The following is a 16,668-nucleotide window of genomic DNA, read 5'->3' on the forward strand; positions in this document are numbered from 1 at the left end:
AGCCCCCGAGCCTCAAGGAGCCAAGGTGGACACACTGGCATTTTCGATCATCAACGGCCTGCTTTACGGCATGCTGCTGTTCATGCTGGCCAGCGGACTCACGCTGATTTTCAGTCTCATGGGCGTGCTCAACTTCGCTCATGGAAGCTTCTACATGCTGGGCGCGTATTTTGCGTTTCAGATCGGCTTGCACAGTTCGTTCTGGGTCGCCCTGTTCATCGCCCCCTTGCTGACGGCGATACTGGGCGCCCTCATTGAGCGGTTTGGCCTGCGCGTGGTGCACCGGCATGGCCACGTCGCAGAACTGCTGTTCACCTTCGGGCTCGCCTATCTCCTCGAGGAAGTCGTCCGTATGGTGTGGGGACGTCAGCCCGTCCCCTACACGATCCCGCAAGCATTGGACTTTCCCCTGTTCACCGTCGGCAATACCGCATTCTCGGCCTACCGCGGTTTCATGTTTCTGGTCGCGGTGCTGGTGTTCCTGGGTTTGTACTACATACTCAGACGCACGCGGACCGGCCTGCTGATTCAAGCCGCACTGAACCAACCCGATGTGCTGTGGGCCCTGGGCCACAACGTGCCGCGCCTGTTCATGTTCTTTTTTGGCGGCGGTGTGGCGCTCGCGGGCCTAGCGGGCGTGATCGGCGGCAACTATCTGGTGACGGAGCCCGGCATGGCGCACCAAATGGTCGTGATCCTGTTCGTCATCGTCGTCGGTGGATTGGGATCCATGGCGGGCGCGCTGCTGGCCTCGATCCTGATCGGCATTCTTCAAACCTTGATGGTGTCGTTCGACGTGACCCTGGCCGACCTGCTGTTTCGCTCGGGCATCCCCGCCTACGACGGCCCCTTCCATGAAATCTGGACGATCTCGCCCGCCCGTCTGGCCCCCGTCATGCCCTACATCCTGATGGTGGCGCTGATGACTTTCCGTCCCAAAGGACTGCTTGGAAAACGGAGCGGATGACATGAACCGTATCCTTCCGTTGATCTGCGCACTGCTGATCCTGCTGCTCCTGGTCTGGCCGCCCCTCTCCGGGTCGCGCTACACGGCCCTGATGATCGCACAGGTGCTGGTCGCCGCCAGCTTTGCGATGTCCTACAACATGCTCCTGGGACAGACCGGCCTGCTCTCCTTCGGCCATGCCGTCTACTTCGGAACCGGCGTATTTTCGGCCCTGTACATGACAAACGGCATCGGAGCCGGCACGCTGCCCATACCGCTGGAGCTGGTTCCCCTGGGAGCCGGCGTGGGCGGCCTGATTGCCGCGCTGCTGCTGGGCCCGGTCTCCGTCAAAAGTGGCCAGATCGCCTTTGCCATGATCACCCTGGGGCTGGCGGAACTGGTAGCCGTGGGCGCCATGGTGTTCCCTTCCGTGTTCGGCGGCGAACAGGGAATCTCGACCGACCGGATGGTTGACACGACCCTGACAGGAATGAATTACGGCAGGCCCGACCAACTGTACTGGTTGATCCTGTTCTGGGCGCTGGTTTCCATAGCCGCCATGGCATACCTGACCCGCACCCCTCTGGGCCGACTGGCCAATGCGGTTCGGGACAACGCGGAGCGCGTGGTTTTCCTGGGATACAGCCCATTCAGGATCCGCTACATGCAGTTTTGCCTGTCCGGCACGTTTGCGGGAATCGCTGGCGGCCTTTTCGCGCTGCTCTTCGAGATATCCAACTCGGAGATCTTCGGCCTGCGCACGTCGGCGGACGTATTGATCGCGGCCTACCTGGGCGGCACGAGCTACGTGTTCGGACCAGTGCTGGGCGCGGCATTGGTGACGATCCTGGAACTCAACATGGCCCGTTATACGGAAGCATGGCTGACCTACTACGGTCTGCTCTTCGTGAGCATCGTCCTGTTCGCCCCCAAGGGGGTCTGGAGCCTGCTCGAGCGCCTGGCGGGCGCAGCCCGGCGGGACGGCCTGGGAACCACAATGAAACGGGGCGTCTATTGGTGTCTGATGCTGCTGCCCGGCTGTCTGGGAGCCATCCTGATCATCGAGATGAGCAATCACCATGCCAATGCGTTCGATCCGACAGAGCCGCTGACGATCCTCGGGATGAACTACGACATCTTTTCCGCGAGCGACTGGGTGCTGGCTCTGGGCCTGCTCGCCGCAAGCGTATTTCTGCTCTGGCGAGACAGGCGCAGCAGAAAAATGCGGCTCCTCTCCCGCCTGGCCGAGGAGATGCCATCATGAGCACCACCGGTACGCGGACCGCGGCACCCAGCCTCACGCTCCGGAACGTGAAGAAATCATTCGGCCAGATCGAGATCATCAAGGGCATCGACCTCTCCGTCCAATCGGGCGAATTCCATGTCGTGATAGGCCCCAATGGAGCCGGGAAATCGACGCTCTTCAATTTGATTTCAGGCCGGATCGCACCGACTGCAGGCCATATCCTGTTGGACGACCGTGACATTTCCGGGCAGTCCCCCAGAATCATCAACCATCTCGGCTTGTCACGTTCGTTTCAGATCACCAACATCTTCCCGAACATGACCGTGTTCGAGAATTTCCGCTGCGCCGTGCTTGGAACCCAGGGCGTTGCTTACAACTTCCTGCGCCCGGCCAGCTACTTCCGCTCAATCACCGAAAAAGTCGATCAACTGCTGGAGGACGTCCGCCTGCGGCATCGGCGCGACGATATTGCCGGCAACCTGTCGTATGCGGAACAGCGCGCGCTCGAGGTCGGCATGACAATCGCCGGGGATGCCAGGATCCTGCTTCTGGATGAGCCCATGGCCGGCATGAACCACAATGAGATCGCCCAGTTCGCAGAGTTTCTGCGCATGATCGCCAGAAACCGGACGGTGCTCATGGTCGAGCATGACATGGGGGTCGTATTCAGCCTGGCGGACCGCATCTCCGTGCTGGTCTATGGCGAGCTGCTTGCATCCGGCACACCAGAGGCCATCCGGACGGACAGACGGGTCCAGGAAGCGTACTTGGGGACAGAAGCATGACCGAAGCGAACACTGGCTCGCCCGCTCCCGCAACGCAAAACCCCGGACCCCTGCTCGCCCTGGATGGCGTGCATGCCTGGTATGGGCTGAGCCATATCCTCCACGGCGTGCGAATGCACGTGTCGCGCGGCGAGATCGTGGCGCTGCTGGGCCGAAACGGTGTCGGGCGATCCACGCTTTGCAAGGCCATCATGGGCATCGCCGCACGCTCGGGCTCCATCCGGGTGAATGATGTGGAAACGGCAAACGCGAAACCGCACCAGATCGCCCGTCTCGGCATTGGCTATGTGCCGGAGGAGCGCGCCGTATTCCCAGGCCTGACGGTCGAGCAGAACCTCCTGCTGGGAATTCACGGCGCCGCCCGGCGGCCCTGGTCGCTCGACGCCGCATATCAGCTGTTCCCATCGTTGCGGCGCAGATCCGGCACATCCGCCGAGCTGCTGTCCGGTGGTGAACAGCAGATGCTATCCATCTGCAGGGCACTCATGAGCGGCCCGGAACTGCTGATCGTCGACGAACCCACCGAGGGCCTGGCACCGTTGATCGTGGATCAAGTGGGAGAACTGCTGCAATCCATCGCAACACGAGGCGTCTCTGTCCTGCTCGTCGAACAAAAGCTGACGATCGCCATGCGCATCGCGCATCGGGTGTACGTCATGGGGCATGGGCAGATTGCTTTTGAAGGAACGCCAGAGGCCTTGCGAGCGGCCCCTGATATCCGAAAATCCTGGTTGGAGGTCTGAAATGCCCATCGCATCGAAACACCGGAATTCCGTTTATGTCCTGGGCGGCGCCCAGACGGATTTTGCGCGCAACTGGCACCGGGAGGAGCTCACAATCGGGGACATGATGAAGGAAGCGCTCGCCAATGGCCTCAACCGCACGGGCCTGCAAGCGAGTGACATCCAGTCGGTCCATGTCGGCAATTTCGTCGCAGAACTATTCTGCGGCCAGGGACAGCTGGGCGGCCTCGTCGCAGAAATGGATCCTGCCCTGTCGGGGGTGCCCACCATGCGGCACGAAGCCGCTTGCGCATCCGGATCCATGGCCATCCTTGCCGCCATGGCGGAAATCGAGGCCGGTCGTTACGACCTGATCTGCGTGCTGGGAGTCGAGATGATGCGCAATGTCCCCGGCGCCGAGGCCGCGCGATATCTCGGGGCCGCGGCACTCGCCGGCGTCGAATGGCCGGATGCGCACTATCTCTGGCCGCGCGCCTTCTCGGACCTGTACCAGGTCTACTCCGACCGGTTCGGTGAACTGAACTATGCGCACCTGGGTGAAATCGCACGCATCAATTACAGCAATGCCAAGCGCAATCCGAACGCTCAGACCCGGCAATGGTCGTTCGACCCGGGCGCGTTTACCACCGATGACGAGCTGAATCCCGTCATCGAGGGCGCCGTCCGCCGCAATGACTGCGGCCAGATCACGGATGGGGCGGCCGTCGTGTTCCTGGCATCGGAAGCCGGCGCCCGCAAATACCTGCGGCACCATGGCAAGAATCCGCACGACATCGCGCGGATCGCCGGATGGGGTCATCGTACAGCCCCCATGAGCTTTGCCGCCAAGATCGCCGAAGGCGCGAATACACCCTACGTCCTGCCGCAGGTGAATCGCTGCATCCGCGATGCATTCGCGCGGGCGCGGATCGCGTCGCCCTTTGACCTGGATCTGATCGAGACCCATGACTGCTTTGCCATGACCGAATACGCAGCCATCGACAGCTTCGGAATCACGGCCCCCGGAGAAAGCTGGAAAGCGATCGAGGACGGCACCATTGCAGCGGACGGACGCCTGCCGATCAATCCGTCCGGCGGTCTGATCGGCCTCGGGCATCCGGTTGGCGCGACGGGTGTCCGCATGATGATCGATGCCTATGCCCAGGTGACGGGTCAGGCCGGGGACTGTCAGGTCGCCGGCGCTCGACAGGCCGGCATTCTGAACATCGGCGGCTCAACGACCACAATCGCCTCATTCGTCGTGGCGCAGGGCGACTGATTTCCAGAAGGATTCCCACCCATGTTCACACCCTATCCGTCCGAACGCAGCCGACACATCGGCGAGCGAGTCGAGGCCTTCGTCCGGGAAGTCGTCATTCCCTATGAGAAACACGCACGCGGTCATTCGCATGGCCCGGAAGCCGGCCTGGTCGAGGAACTCCGGCAAAAAGCACGCCACGCGGACCTGATGACCCCGCATATTCTGCCTGACGGACAGCACATGACCCAGATGGAAACGGCTGCGATCCTTAAACGTTCCGGCCTCTCTCCGCTCGGGCCGGTTGCCTTGAACACCATGGCGCCCGACGAAGGCAACATGTTCCTGCTGGGCAAGGTTGCCAGCGAAGCGCAAAAGCGGCACTTCCTCGACAAGATCATTTCCGGACATGCCCGGTCCGCCTTCTTCATGACTGAACCAGCGGAAGACGGCGGCGCCGGATCCGATCCGTCGATGCTGCAAACGACCGCCGTCGCCGACGGGGACGACTGGATCATCAACGGCCGGAAAGCATTCATCACAGGAGCCCAAGGCGCGGAAGTCGGCATCATCATGGCGCGAACCGGATCCTCCGAAAAAACACAGGCAACCATGTTCCTGGTCGACTTGCCCGATCCCGCGATTCAGATCGAACGCCTGATCAATACCATCGACAGCTCCATGCCGGGCGGCCATGCCGTCGTCAGCATCGACAATCTGCGGGTCGCCAGCCAGAATGTTCTGGGCGAAGCGCACCACGGGTTCCGTTACGCCCAGGTCAGGCTGTCTCCCGCCCGACTCTCACATTGCATGCGCTGGTTCGGAGCGGCGGTCCGCGCACACGAAATTGCCAGTGAATACGCAGTGACACGGCGGGCGTTCGGCAAGCTGCTCATCGATCATGAGGCCGTTGGCTTCATGCTGGCGGACAATCAGATCGATCTTCAGCAGGCCGCTCTCATGATCGACTGGTGCGCGCGCGAACTGGACGCCGGCAGCATGGCCACGGTCGAGAGCTCGATGACCAAAGCCACAGTGGCCGAAGCGCTTTTCCGGGTCGCCGATCGCTGCGTTCAGACCATGGGCGGACTGGGCCTGTCGCAGAGCACAGTCGTCGAGCAGATCTTTCGGGAGATCCGTGCATTCCGCATCTATGACGGTCCCACCGAGGTGCACAAATGGTCACTCGCCAAGAAGATCAAGCGTGCGACCCAGGCCAGGCGGCAAACGCAACCACTAGCTGACGGCATCGCCCAGGGAGCATCATGAAACAGCGACGCCAATATGATCTGCGGAGCAAGACCGCCTTGGTCACCGGCGCATCCGGCGCACTCGGCAGCGCATTCGCTCACGATCTGGCGCAATGCGGGGCCACGGTCGTGCTGACAGGCCGAAGCATGGACGCGCTGCGACCCGTCGCTGAAAGAATCGCCGGAGGCGGCGGCGTCGCGCACGCGGTGGCGATGGATGTCCTCGACGAAACCAGCGTCCATGCCGCATTCGAGCAGATTGCCGCTCTGGGCCTGCTGGCCGATATCGTCGTCTGCAACGCGGGGGTGGCAACGACACGGGCAGCGCTCGACCTGACGATCGACGACTGGAATCGCGTGGTCGGCACCAACCTGACCGGTTGCTGGCTGGTATCGAGGGAAGCTGGCCGGAGGCTGGTCACGGCGGGCCGTCCCGGCTCGATCATCCAGATCTCGTCCATCCTCGGACACCGCGTGTCCGGTGCCGTGATGCCCTATGCGGTGGCCAAGGCAGGCCTGGAACAGATGACACGCTGCCTGGCGCTCGAATGGGCGCGTTATGGCATCCGTGTCAACGCATTGGCACCGGGGTATGTGGAAACCCCCATGAATCGCGGCTTCTTTGAAACACCGCAGGGTCAGACATTGTTGCACCGGATTCCCATGCGGAGACTGGGGCGGACCGAGGATCTGAGATCACCCCTGCTGCTTCTGGCCAGCGATGAAAGCGCCTTCATGACGGGCAGTACGCTCGTCGTCGACGGCGGGCATCTGCAATCCACTTTGTGAAATGGGCACTCAGGTACAGGACATAGACGGATGCCGGACACAGAAAAACTGCAAGGGTTCTTGAAATTCATTCAAGACCGGACGCATGCCGATCAGATCGAGGTATTGGAATTCAAACCCCTGTCAGGAGGCGCCGTCCAGGAGAATCATGGCCTGAGCGTCCGCATGACCGGCGGTTCCATGCCTGGCGATCATCGCTTCGTCATACGGAGCGACGCTCCCGTCGCACTGTCGGTCAGCCTGGGCCGGGCGGAGGAATTCGAGATCCTGCGTATGGCCTGTGCGGCTGGAGTCAAAGCCCCACGGGCTTTCTGGTGCAGTTCGGGCAAGGACATCCTGGAACAGGACTTCTACATCATGGACTGGGCCCCCGGAACCGCCAGCGCCAGAACACTGACCAAGGATCACAGCCTGTCCCGGGAGCAGCGCCGCGGCCTGATGTTCGAGCTCGGCAGAAACCTGGCCTTGCTACACCAGATCCAATATGAGACCGACGCCGACGCGCTGCCGTTCCTCGCGCCCCCGGCGGGCAGTCCCGCGCAACATCGTCTTCAGCAATGCATTCGGCTTCTGGATCAGCTGGGCACTCCCTGCCCGGCGATCGAACTCGGCATTCAGTATCTGGCGCAGCACTGCCCTGATACCCGGGAGGTCGTGCTCTGCCATTGCGACTTCAGAACCGGCAACTACCTCGTGGACGACGGCGCGCTGACCGCCATCCTCGACTGGGAGTTCGCATCCTGGAGTGATCCTTACGAGGATCTCGGCTGGATGTGCGCGCGGTGCTGGAGATTCGGCCATCCCGAAAGGCAGGCGGGCGGCGTCGGAGACAAAGCCGATCTGTTCGCCGGTTACGGAAGCGTCTCGGGCAATCGGATCGATCCCGTGCGGCTCGCGTACTGGGAACTGATGGCCAATGCGCGTTGGGCGGTACTGGCCCTGGAACAATCCCATCGGCACCTGTCCGGCCAGCAGCCATCACTTGAACTTGCGCTGACCGGACGCATGCTGCCAGAGATTCAGCAAGACCTGCTTCGCCACTTGCGTGAGCTCATGGCAATGGTCGGCGCAGGCGGCGCGCCCACCGCACCCGCCACAGGCGGCAAACTCCCGGCGCGGCCCGGCCGTTCAAGCGATCAGCGCCGTGATTCACCTGACGCGCTTGTCCTGCTGGAGGCCGCCCATTCGGAACTCATGGAGAAGCTGCTTCCCGTGCTGCCTGGAGAACAGCGCTACAACGCTCACATGATCGCGAACGCCATCGGCATGGCAATACGGGAGCACACACTGGGGAATGCGGTCCGGGACGCACAGCGTCAACTCCTGCAGTCTTTCTACGCGATTCACGCCTCGAACCGGGACGGGCATGCACTGAGCGACCTGGCGCGTGACATCCGGGATGGTCATTTCACCGTGGAACAGCAGCCGTCCCTGCTTTCATTGATGGATTCACTGATGAACCTGGAGCTGTCGATCAGCAATCCCAAGCGCCTGCAGTCCGGCAAAACAACCTGAAGCACATGCGTAAGATCCATTTGGTATTGAGCAAGGAAGCATTGCGAAGCGGGCATCACGCCAATGCCTGCGCCATCGTGCTGGACATCATATTCGCCACGACCTCCATGACGGCAGCTCTCGACGCCGGAGCAAGGCAGATCATTCCGGCTCTCGATCTTGATGAGGCCAGGAGCATCGGCAGTCGCCTGAACCCTGCGGACCGGGTCCTGGCAGGTGAAAGGGACGCGGAGCCGTTCCGGGATGGCGTGCCCTATGATCCGATCGCGCTTTCGAACGCCGACATCGCCGACAGGGATCTGATTTACGCGACCACCAACGGCACCGTGGCATTGCGGCGCTCCAGCTTCTTCAAGCAGACATACGCCGCCAGCCTGCGTAATGGCCTGGCAGTCGTTCAGCATGTCGTGAATCACACGGACACCGAGGATATCGTGCTGGTCTGCTCGGGATCCAAAGGGAAATTCAGCCTCGAAGACTTTTATGGGGCTGGCCATCTGGCCCACTGGCTCGAGCACTGCCTTGCCGGCTCCATACGCTGCAACGACGCAGCCCAGGCCGCACAAATGGCTTATCGGGGCAGCGCGCCACTGCAAGTCCTCATGGACTCCCGTATCGGCAGAATCATGCGCGACCGGGGTCTGGCATCCAGTCTTGAGTACGCCAGCCAGCTGGATTGCAGCACTGCCGTCCCCCGCCTTGAGAATGGCCGCATCCGGGATGTCTCTGCGCACACGCGCGCGGCGCGGAGATCCGTCCGAGACGCCGAAGGTAAGGATCGGAATTAGCCAGACAGGACACTAGCGCCCAGGCTGCGGATCCTTGAACCCCCGCGCCGTGTACAGCCAGACGGCGGCCAGCATGGCACCGGTCCAGAACACCATGGACGCGCCGCCGCTGCGCGCCAGGATCCCGCCCAGCACGCCGCCGGCGAACACCCCGAGGGACTGGGCGGTGTTGTAGAACCCCAGCGCCAGGCCCTTGTAGGCGGGCGGCGCCACGCGCGACACCAGCGAGGGCTGCAGGGCCTCCAGGATGTTGAAGGCCACGAAGAAGGCGACGAAGGCCGAGACCACCAGCCAGAAGGAATCGGTCAGCCAGGGCAGCGCTCCCAGCACCACGGCCAGTCCCAGTACCGCCCATTCGAGCGCGGGCTTGTGGGCCTTGCGCGTCTCGGTGTAGAAAACCGCCGGCACCATCAGGACGAAGGACGCCAGGATGACCGGCAGGTAGACCTGCCACAGGCTGGCGGAATCATAGCCTCCCAGGCGGCCCAGCAGGCCCGGCGCCACCATGAACAGCGACATCAGGATGAAATGCAGGCAGAAGACGCCGAAATTCAGGCGCAGCAGGTCGCGGTGGCCCAGCACGTCGTGGGCCGTGGCCTGGACGATGTCGGCTTCGGAGCGCGGCACGTCCGGCACGAAGAACATGGCGATGAGCAGGCAGACGAAGCCCAGCAGGCTGATGGCCCAGAACAGCCCCGACAGGCCGAATTCGCCCACCAGCAGGGGCGAGAGCACCAGCGACAGGGCGAAGGAAACCCCGATCGACCCGCCCACCATGGCCATGGCGCGCGTGCGGACCTCGGGGCGGGTGGCGTCGGCGATCCAGGCCGTGATGGCGGCCGACACGGCCCCCAGGCCCTGGACCACGCGTCCGACCGTCACCCAGTCCACATCATTGGTCAGGGCGCAGATCACTCCGCCCACCACGAACAGCAGCATGCCGAACACGATCACGGGCCGGCGCCCATAGCGGTCGGACGCCATGCCCAGCGGAATCTGCATGATCGCCTGGGTCAGGCCGTATGCTCCCAGGGCCAGTCCCACCCGCGCCGGATCATCGCCCCCGGCCAGAGTGCGCGCCGCCACGGCGAAGATCGGTGTCAGCAGGAACAGGCCCAGCATCCGGGCGGCGAACAGGATCGCCAGGGCGATGCTGCTGCGTCGTTCCAGGGGAGTCAGCCGAAGCGCGGGCGAACGCGGACGGGAATGTGCGGGCATGGGAAAGGCCAAAAGAAGAGAAGCTGCGCGTTATAGTATCAAGTTGGCCTTTTAAAAACCTGAACTCCCCTACGGAGCCTCTGAATTTGATTCGGCCCATCCGGAAGATCCGGCCGCATGCGAGTCCGGCCGCAAGAACGAAGGACGCATGAACGAATCAGCCACGAAGCACACAAGCATGGACGCCATCTGCATCCGCGGCGCGCGCACCCACAACCTGAAGAACGTTTCAGTCGATCTGCCTCGGCGGAAACTGGTCGTTTTCACGGGGCTGTCCGGGTCGGGGAAGTCGTCCCTGGCCTTCGATACCCTGTACGCCGAAGGCCAGCGCCGCTATGTCGAAAGCCTGTCGGCCTACGCGCGGCAGTTCCTGCAGATGATGGACAAGCCCGACGTGGACGTCATCACCGGCCTGTCGCCGGCCATCGCCATCGAGCAGAAGACCGCCGGCCACAATCCGCGCTCGACCGTGGGCACGGTCACCGAGATCCACGACTACCTGCGCCTGCTGTACGCCCGTGTCGGCACCCCCTACTGCCCGGACCACGACCTGCCGCTGCGGGCGCAAAGCGTCAGCCAGATGGTGGACCAGATCCTGTCCCGCCCCGAGGACACCCGCGTGGCCATCCTGGCCCCGGTGGCCCGTGCCCGGCAGGACGATCTGACGGCCGAGTGCCGCCGCCTGCAGGCGCTGGGCTTCGTGCGGGTCCGCGTCAACGGCGCCATCCAATCACTGGACGGCGGCGCGCCGCAGGCCTCGCTGGACGGCCCCTGGGACCTGGACGTGGTCGTCGACCGGCTGCGCGTGCGCCCCGACAGCCGCCAGCGGCTGGCTGAAAGCTTCGAGACCGCGCTGGAACTGGCGCAGGGCCGCGCCCTGGCGCTGGACCTGGACACGGACCAGGAACAGGCTTTTTCCGCCGCCTACGCCTGCCCGGTCTGCGCACGCGGCATGGGCGCGCTCGAACCGCGCCTGTTCAGCTTCAACAACCCGGCCGGCGCCTGTCCGACCTGCAATGGCCTGGGCCAGGTGGAATCCTTCGACCCGGCGCGCGTCGTCGCCTTCCCCGAACTGAGCCTGGCCGCGGGCGCCATCCACGGCTGGGACCGCCGCAACGCCTTCAGCTACGCCATGATGGCCAGCCTGGCTCGGCACTACGGCTTCGACCTGGATACACCGTTCCAGGCGCTGGATCCGGCCGTGCGCGACCATATCCTGCACGGCTCTGGCGGCCAGGAGATCGTCTTCCAGTACCTGGGCGAAAACGGCGTGCCCGCCACCCGCCGCCACGCCTTCGAAGGCATCATCCCCAATCTGGAACGGCGCTGGCGGGAAACGCACTCCAACGCCGTGCGCGAGGAACTGGGCCGGCTGCGCCACCTCGTCCTCTGCCCCGAATGCCACGGCGCCCGCCTGTGCTCCGAGGCCCGCAACGTCCTCATCGGCCAGGACTCGGGCCCCGGCGAACGTCGCGGCCGGGCCCTGTACGAAATCGAATCCCTGTCGCTGGCCGACTGCCGTCAGTGGTTCCTGGACTGGGCGCCGGACGGCGCCCGGCGCGAGGTCGCCGACCGCATCATCCAGGAAATCCGCGCCCGTCTGGACTTCCTGGTGAACGTGGGCCTGGGCTACCTGTCCCTGGACCGGGGCGCCGATACCCTGTCCGGCGGCGAAGCCCAGCGCATCCGCCTGGCCAGCCAGATCGGCTCGGGCCTGACCGGCGTCATGTACGTGCTCGACGAACCGTCCATCGGCCTGCACCAGCGCGACAACCACCGACTGATCGAGACCCTGCGGCAACTGCGCGACCTGGGCAACAGCGTGATCGTGGTCGAACACGACGAGGACATGATCCGCGCCGCCGACCACGTGCTGGACATGGGCCCGGGCGCGGGCGAGCAGGGCGGCTGTGTGATCGCCCAGGGCACTCCTGAGGAAATCATGGCCCAGCCCCAGTCGCTGACCGGCCAGTACCTGGCCGGCGCCCGGCGGATCGCCATCCCGGAGCGCCGTCCGGTCGGGCCGGACCAGGCCTGGCTGCGCGCCCTGGGCTGCCGGGGCAACAACCTGCGGGCCGTCGACCTGGCCGTTCCGGTGGGCCGCCTGACCTGCATCACCGGCGTTTCGGGATCGGGCAAATCCACCTTGATCAACGACACCCTGGTGACGGCTCTGGCCCAGGCGCTGAACCGCGCCCAGGCGGACCCCGCCCCGCACGATCGCATCGAGGGCCTGGAGGCCTTCGACAAGATCATCAGCGTCGACCAGAATCCCATCGGCCGCACACCGCGCAGCAACCCGGCGACCTATACGGGCCTGTTCACGCCGATCCGCGAACTGTACGCGGGGGTGCCCGAGGCCCGCCTGCGCGGCTACGACCCGGGGCGCTTTTCTTTCAACGTCAAGGGCGGGCGCTGCGAGGCCTGCCAGGGCGACGGCGTGGTGCGCGTGGAAATGCACTTCCTGCCCGACATGTACGTGCCCTGCGAGGTCTGCGAGGGCCGCCGCTACAACCGCGAAACTCTGGACATCCGCTACCGGGGCCTGTCCATCAGCGAGGTCCTGGACCTGACGGTGGCTCAGGCCCTGGAACTGTTCCAGGCGGTACCCGCCGTGGCCCGCAAGCTGCAGACCCTGGTGGACGTCGGCCTGTCCTACATCCGCCTGGGCCAAAGCGCCACCACCCTGTCCGGCGGCGAGGCGCAGCGCATCAAGCTGTCACAGGAACTCTCCCGGCGCGGCTCGGAGCGCACCCTGTACGTGCTGGACGAACCCACCACCGGCCTGCACTTCCACGATATCGAGGTGCTGCTGGGCGTGCTGCGCCGCCTGGTGGACACGGGCAGCACCGTCCTGGTGATCGAGCACAACCTGGACGTGATCAAGACCGCCGACTGGATCGTGGACCTGGGTCCCGAAGGCGGCGCGAGCGGCGGCCGGATCGTCGCCCAGGGCACACCGGAAACCGTGGCCTCCACGCCCGGCAGCCATACCGGCCAATGGCTCAAGGGCGTGCTGGCGCCGTCCGCCGCCTAGTGTCCTGTCTGGCTAATTCCGATCCTTACCTTCGGCGCCCGGGCTGGCCATGCTGCGTTGCTTGTCCACCTCACCGCTTGCAAGCGGTTCGCGCCTCGCCTGACAAGCCCATGCATCCGAATTCAAGTGACCAAACTCACCAGACAGGACACTAGAATCATTCAGGCCGAGGATGGCGCCGCGGGTCCTTCGGGCCCGACGTTCGCGCGGGCGATCTCGACGCGGTTGCGGCCTCCGGCCTTGGCCCGATAAAGCGCCGCGTCGGCCTGGCCGACCAGGATCTCGGCCGCGTGGGCATCGTCCAGGTCCATTTCCGCCACGCCGACGCTGATCGTGACCCGGCCCGACAGGCCATGCGCATGCGTGATGGCCAGCGCCTCGACGCTGGCGCGGATACGCTCCGCCATCCCACCCGCCGCACGGGCATCCAGGCCCGGCAGGATCACGGCGAATTCCTCGCCGCCGTAGCGGGCCGCCAGGTCCCCCGGGCGGCGCACGGACTCGAGCAGGATCCGGGCAACCTGGCACAGCACGACGTCGCCCGCCGGGTGCCCATGCTGGTCGTTGTAGTGCTTGAACCAGTCCACATCCAGCATCAGCAGGCTCATCGGCCGCCGGTCCCGGCGAGACCGGTCGCCCTCCCGCGCCAGCACTTCGTCGAAATGGCGGCGGTTCGCCAGCCCGGTCAGACCGTCGGTCAGCGACAGGCTGACCAGGCGCTGGTTGGCCTGGACGAGCGCCTGCGTGCGCTCGGCCACCTGGCGCTCGAGATCCCGGGCGTGACTGCGCTGCCGTTCGGCCATGCTCTCCAGCGCGTGCGCCAGAGCGGCGATCTCGCGCACCGGACTGCGAACCGAGGGGCTGAGCCGCCCCCCGCCTCCGGCGAGGTCTTCCGCCCAGCGACTGAGGGACAGCAGGGGACGCGACAGCCACCAGGCCGCCAGCAGCGCGACCGCGACCCCGACCCCCCAGAAACCCAGGATCAGCAGGCTGATGCGCTTCAAGGCCCGCTCGGCCGGTTCCGCATAGCGGCTCTCCGGCAACGCCAGGGCGATGGTCAGCATGGGGCCGTCCGGCAGCAGGATCGACTGCCAGCTGGCCGCATACCGGCGGCCCTCGACCTCCAGGGACAGCCGGCCCGTGAACCGGCCCGAATGCAGGATGCGAGCGCCCAGCAGGCGGATTTCTGGCGTACCGCTCTGATCCGCCAGCACCCGGCGGACCTGGCCGCCCTCCAGACGATAGATCGGCTCGCCGCCGGAACTGGCGAGCAGCGCCCCGCCGGATTCCGCCAGAAAGGCAATGCCGTCGATCCTGGCCGCTTCCGCGCGCAGGAACCGGCTGATCTGGGACAAGGCCACATCGGCCGTCAGCACGCCTTCCAGGCGGCCGGTCCCATCGCGCAAGGCGACCGACATGCCCATGCCCATGTCCTCGAAGAGACCGCCCGGATCGTGAATGGCGTAGCGATAGGCCGGATACCAGCGCAGGCTTTCTGCCCGCAGGGCGTTCTCGAACCAGGGCCGGTCCCGGGCGTCATAGCGAGGATTGCCGATGCCCGCCGAAGTGCTGCGCCGGTTTTCGTCATCCACCCGGTCGATGCGCAGCGCCCCGCCGCCGGGATCGGCCTGCAGAATGCGCAGGCTACGCTCATTTCCCGCGGGAGGCCGGCCCGCCGCCAGGTAGCCGCCATCGGCCGTGCCGATCGACAGCAGCGTCAGCAGAGGCTGCTGGCGCAACTGCAGCAGGAAGCTGCGCAGCAGGTCTTCCCGCCGGTCCAGGCCGACCAGCCCGTTCTTGAACTGGCTGGCATTGAAGGCCGCGGCCGCGCGCGGCACCTCGAAGAAATCGACGACCTTGCCCCTGAGCTGGTCGGCCAGTTCGTCGACCTGCTGCCGTTCGAGATCCTCGACCGCCTGGATCGAGGCCGTGAACACCAGCCAGCCCGCCAGGCCGACCATCAGCGGCATGGGCGCCAGCGTGGCGATCAGCAGCAGCGCGCGCAAGGATGCCAATCCGTCCCGGACGGCGCACGCTCCCTGACCGGAGCGCCACGCGCCGCCGCGATACAGCACCGTCAGCAGGAGGAGCAGCGTCACGGTGGCGCCCACCCCCCGGATCAACCAGGCACGCGCGGGATCATAGGCCAGACCGTCCTTGGGCACGGCGGCCAGTTCCCAGGTGGCGTCCGGCAGCGTGATCGTCGCCGGGACGTGCGGCTGGTCGAACAGCCCCGTGTCGCCGAACAGGCCATAGGCGGGCCGGCCGTCCTCGCGGCCGCGGATCGCCAGATCGAAGACCGTCTCCGGTCCGATCAGCCCGGCGCGGCGCAGAGTGCCCTCCAGATCGACCGTCAGGGCCGTCATGCCGCGGTAACCGTCGCCGCCGGCGGCATCCGGCGCGTCGAAGATCGGCGCGCGGAAGATCAGGCCGGCCCGCCCGGTCTGCACCAGGCGGGTGGACGCGTCGATCACCGGCACCCGGTGCCGGATCATATAGGCGATCTTGGCCATGAACCGGGGCCGCAGGCTGTAGTCCAGGCCGATGACGGATTCGTTGCCGGAGATCGGGTAGACCCGTTCGATCCGCAACTTGCGGACGAAGACGATGCTGCGGATATCGGGCCGGGTCCGCGCCATGTCGGGCGCGATCGAGGCGAACGGAGCCGCCTCGCCTCCGGGCGAGGCGGTCAGCGCGGCAGCGAGGCGCCCGTTCATGTCCTGCAGCGCCCGCAGGTCATCTCGGAAGCGGACGACGTGGTCGTCGAACTGCTGGCGGACGCCGGCCACGACGCGCGCCTCGCTGCGTGAGCGGTCGTAGCGTTCCGTGCCCAGCACGGCGGCGACGCCCAGGAGCAGCAAGATCGCGATGGACAGCGTACGCTTCAACCCGTACCTCCGGCGCCCAAGCCTTTTTCCGGCAGTTTCGCATCTGCATACATTTCGCGCCACTAGGAAACAGTGCCCCCCACGCCGCGCAGCCTGCGGCTGCTTGCTGCCCCCCCAAGGGGGGCGCGTTCCGCCTTGGGACGGCCCGGCGGCGGAACAGCCCCCCACGCCGCGCGGGCTTCGCCCGCTCGCCCACCTCGCGGCCAGACACGGACTGGGCAAACCA

Annotated in this window: 12 protein-coding genes; 10 read left to right on the forward strand and 2 right to left on the reverse strand. The window is 65.3% G+C overall.

Translation table 11 applies throughout. From position 1 onward, the window contains the following. Window positions 1-25: 25 nt before the first annotated feature. The 9 genes from ACTPOE_RS13085 to ACTPOE_RS13125 are packed head-to-tail and all read left to right on the forward strand — an operon-like array spanning window position 26 to window position 9,299. A complete protein-coding gene (locus ACTPOE_RS13085; RefSeq protein WP_458872565.1) occupies window positions 26-967 on the forward strand; it encodes a branched-chain amino acid ABC transporter permease in 942 nt (313 codons plus the stop codon). 1 nt (window position 968) lies between these two features. After that, a complete protein-coding gene (locus tag ACTPOE_RS13090) occupies window positions 969-2,210 on the forward strand; it encodes a branched-chain amino acid ABC transporter permease (RefSeq protein ID WP_458872566.1) in 1,242 nt (413 codons plus the stop codon). Beyond that, window positions 2,207-2,977 (forward strand): ABC transporter ATP-binding protein, encoded by a 771-nt coding sequence (locus tag ACTPOE_RS13095; protein WP_458872567.1) that lies wholly within the window; start codon window positions 2,207-2,209, stop codon window positions 2,975-2,977. Before ACTPOE_RS13090 ends, ACTPOE_RS13095 begins: the two co-directional genes overlap by 4 nt. Continuing rightward, on the forward strand, window positions 2,974-3,720 hold the full coding sequence (locus ACTPOE_RS13100) for an ABC transporter ATP-binding protein (RefSeq protein ID WP_458872568.1): 747 nt from the start codon (window positions 2,974-2,976) through the stop codon (window positions 3,718-3,720). Before ACTPOE_RS13095 ends, ACTPOE_RS13100 begins: the two co-directional genes overlap by 4 nt. A gap of 1 nt (window position 3,721) precedes the next feature. Next, the gene (locus ACTPOE_RS13105; protein ID WP_458872569.1) at window positions 3,722-4,978 is read left to right on the forward strand and encodes an acetyl-CoA acetyltransferase; all 1,257 of its coding nucleotides are present in this window, start codon (window positions 3,722-3,724) and stop codon (window positions 4,976-4,978) included. A gap of 21 nt (window positions 4,979-4,999) precedes the next feature. Continuing rightward, on the forward strand, window positions 5,000-6,226 hold the full coding sequence (locus tag ACTPOE_RS13110; protein ID WP_458872570.1) for an acyl-CoA dehydrogenase family protein: 1,227 nt from the start codon (window positions 5,000-5,002) through the stop codon (window positions 6,224-6,226). Beyond that, entirely contained in the window at window positions 6,223-6,996 is a 774-nt protein-coding gene (locus ACTPOE_RS13115) for an SDR family NAD(P)-dependent oxidoreductase (protein WP_458872571.1), read from the forward strand. The genes ACTPOE_RS13110 and ACTPOE_RS13115 overlap by 4 nt, the downstream gene beginning before the upstream one ends. Before the next feature lie 30 nt (window positions 6,997-7,026). Continuing rightward, a complete protein-coding gene (locus ACTPOE_RS13120) occupies window positions 7,027-8,511 on the forward strand; it encodes a phosphotransferase (protein WP_458872572.1) in 1,485 nt (494 codons plus the stop codon). A gap of 5 nt (window positions 8,512-8,516) precedes the next feature. Then, entirely contained in the window at window positions 8,517-9,299 is a 783-nt protein-coding gene (locus ACTPOE_RS13125; protein ID WP_458872573.1) for a 2-phosphosulfolactate phosphatase, read from the forward strand. Window positions 9,300-9,311: 12 nt separating this feature from the next. Here the strand turns inward: ACTPOE_RS13125 and ACTPOE_RS13130 are convergent, their stop codons facing one another. Then, window positions 9,312-10,517, reverse strand: a complete 1,206-nt coding sequence (locus ACTPOE_RS13130; protein WP_458872574.1) for an MFS transporter — start codon at window positions 10,515-10,517, stop codon at window positions 9,312-9,314. Between the two features lie 178 nt (window positions 10,518-10,695). Between ACTPOE_RS13130 and uvrA the strand changes: the two genes are divergently transcribed. Next, on the forward strand, window positions 10,696-13,554 hold the full coding sequence (uvrA, locus tag ACTPOE_RS13135) for an excinuclease ABC subunit UvrA (RefSeq protein WP_458872833.1): 2,859 nt from the start codon (window positions 10,696-10,698) through the stop codon (window positions 13,552-13,554). Window positions 13,555-13,715: 161 nt separating this feature from the next. On the opposite strand, the gene ACTPOE_RS13140 is transcribed toward uvrA, so the two are convergent. After that, window positions 13,716-16,442 carry a diguanylate cyclase gene (locus ACTPOE_RS13140; RefSeq protein WP_458872575.1) on the reverse strand — a complete coding sequence of 909 codons (2,727 nt, stop codon included), beginning with the start codon at window positions 16,440-16,442 and terminating at the stop codon, window positions 13,716-13,718. Window positions 16,443-16,668 lie beyond the last annotated feature (226 nt).

The sequence above is a fragment of the Castellaniella sp. WN genome, assembly GCF_054457555.1.

What these genes read in the sequence shown, in the direction of transcription:
- uvrA (WP_458872833.1), top strand. Translation starts at nt 10,696, where the DNA reads ATGGACGCCATCTGCATCCGCGGCGCGCGCACCCACAACCTGAAGAAC.
- ACTPOE_RS13130 (WP_458872574.1), bottom strand. Translation starts at nt 10,517, where the DNA reads ATGCCCGCACATTCCCGTCCGCGTTCGCCCGCGCTTCGGCTGACTCCC.
- ACTPOE_RS13100 (WP_458872568.1), top strand. Translation starts at nt 2,974, where the DNA reads ATGACCGAAGCGAACACTGGCTCGCCCGCTCCCGCAACGCAAAACCCC.
- ACTPOE_RS13095 (WP_458872567.1), top strand. Translation starts at nt 2,207, where the DNA reads ATGAGCACCACCGGTACGCGGACCGCGGCACCCAGCCTCACGCTCCGG.
- ACTPOE_RS13125 (WP_458872573.1), top strand. Translation starts at nt 8,517, where the DNA reads ATGCGTAAGATCCATTTGGTATTGAGCAAGGAAGCATTGCGAAGCGGG.
- ACTPOE_RS13110 (WP_458872570.1), top strand. Translation starts at nt 5,000, where the DNA reads ATGTTCACACCCTATCCGTCCGAACGCAGCCGACACATCGGCGAGCGA.
- ACTPOE_RS13090 (WP_458872566.1), top strand. Translation starts at nt 969, where the DNA reads ATGAACCGTATCCTTCCGTTGATCTGCGCACTGCTGATCCTGCTGCTC.
- ACTPOE_RS13120 (WP_458872572.1), top strand. Translation starts at nt 7,027, where the DNA reads ATGCCGGACACAGAAAAACTGCAAGGGTTCTTGAAATTCATTCAAGAC.
- ACTPOE_RS13105 (WP_458872569.1), top strand. Translation starts at nt 3,722, where the DNA reads ATGCCCATCGCATCGAAACACCGGAATTCCGTTTATGTCCTGGGCGGC.
- ACTPOE_RS13115 (WP_458872571.1), top strand. Translation starts at nt 6,223, where the DNA reads ATGAAACAGCGACGCCAATATGATCTGCGGAGCAAGACCGCCTTGGTC.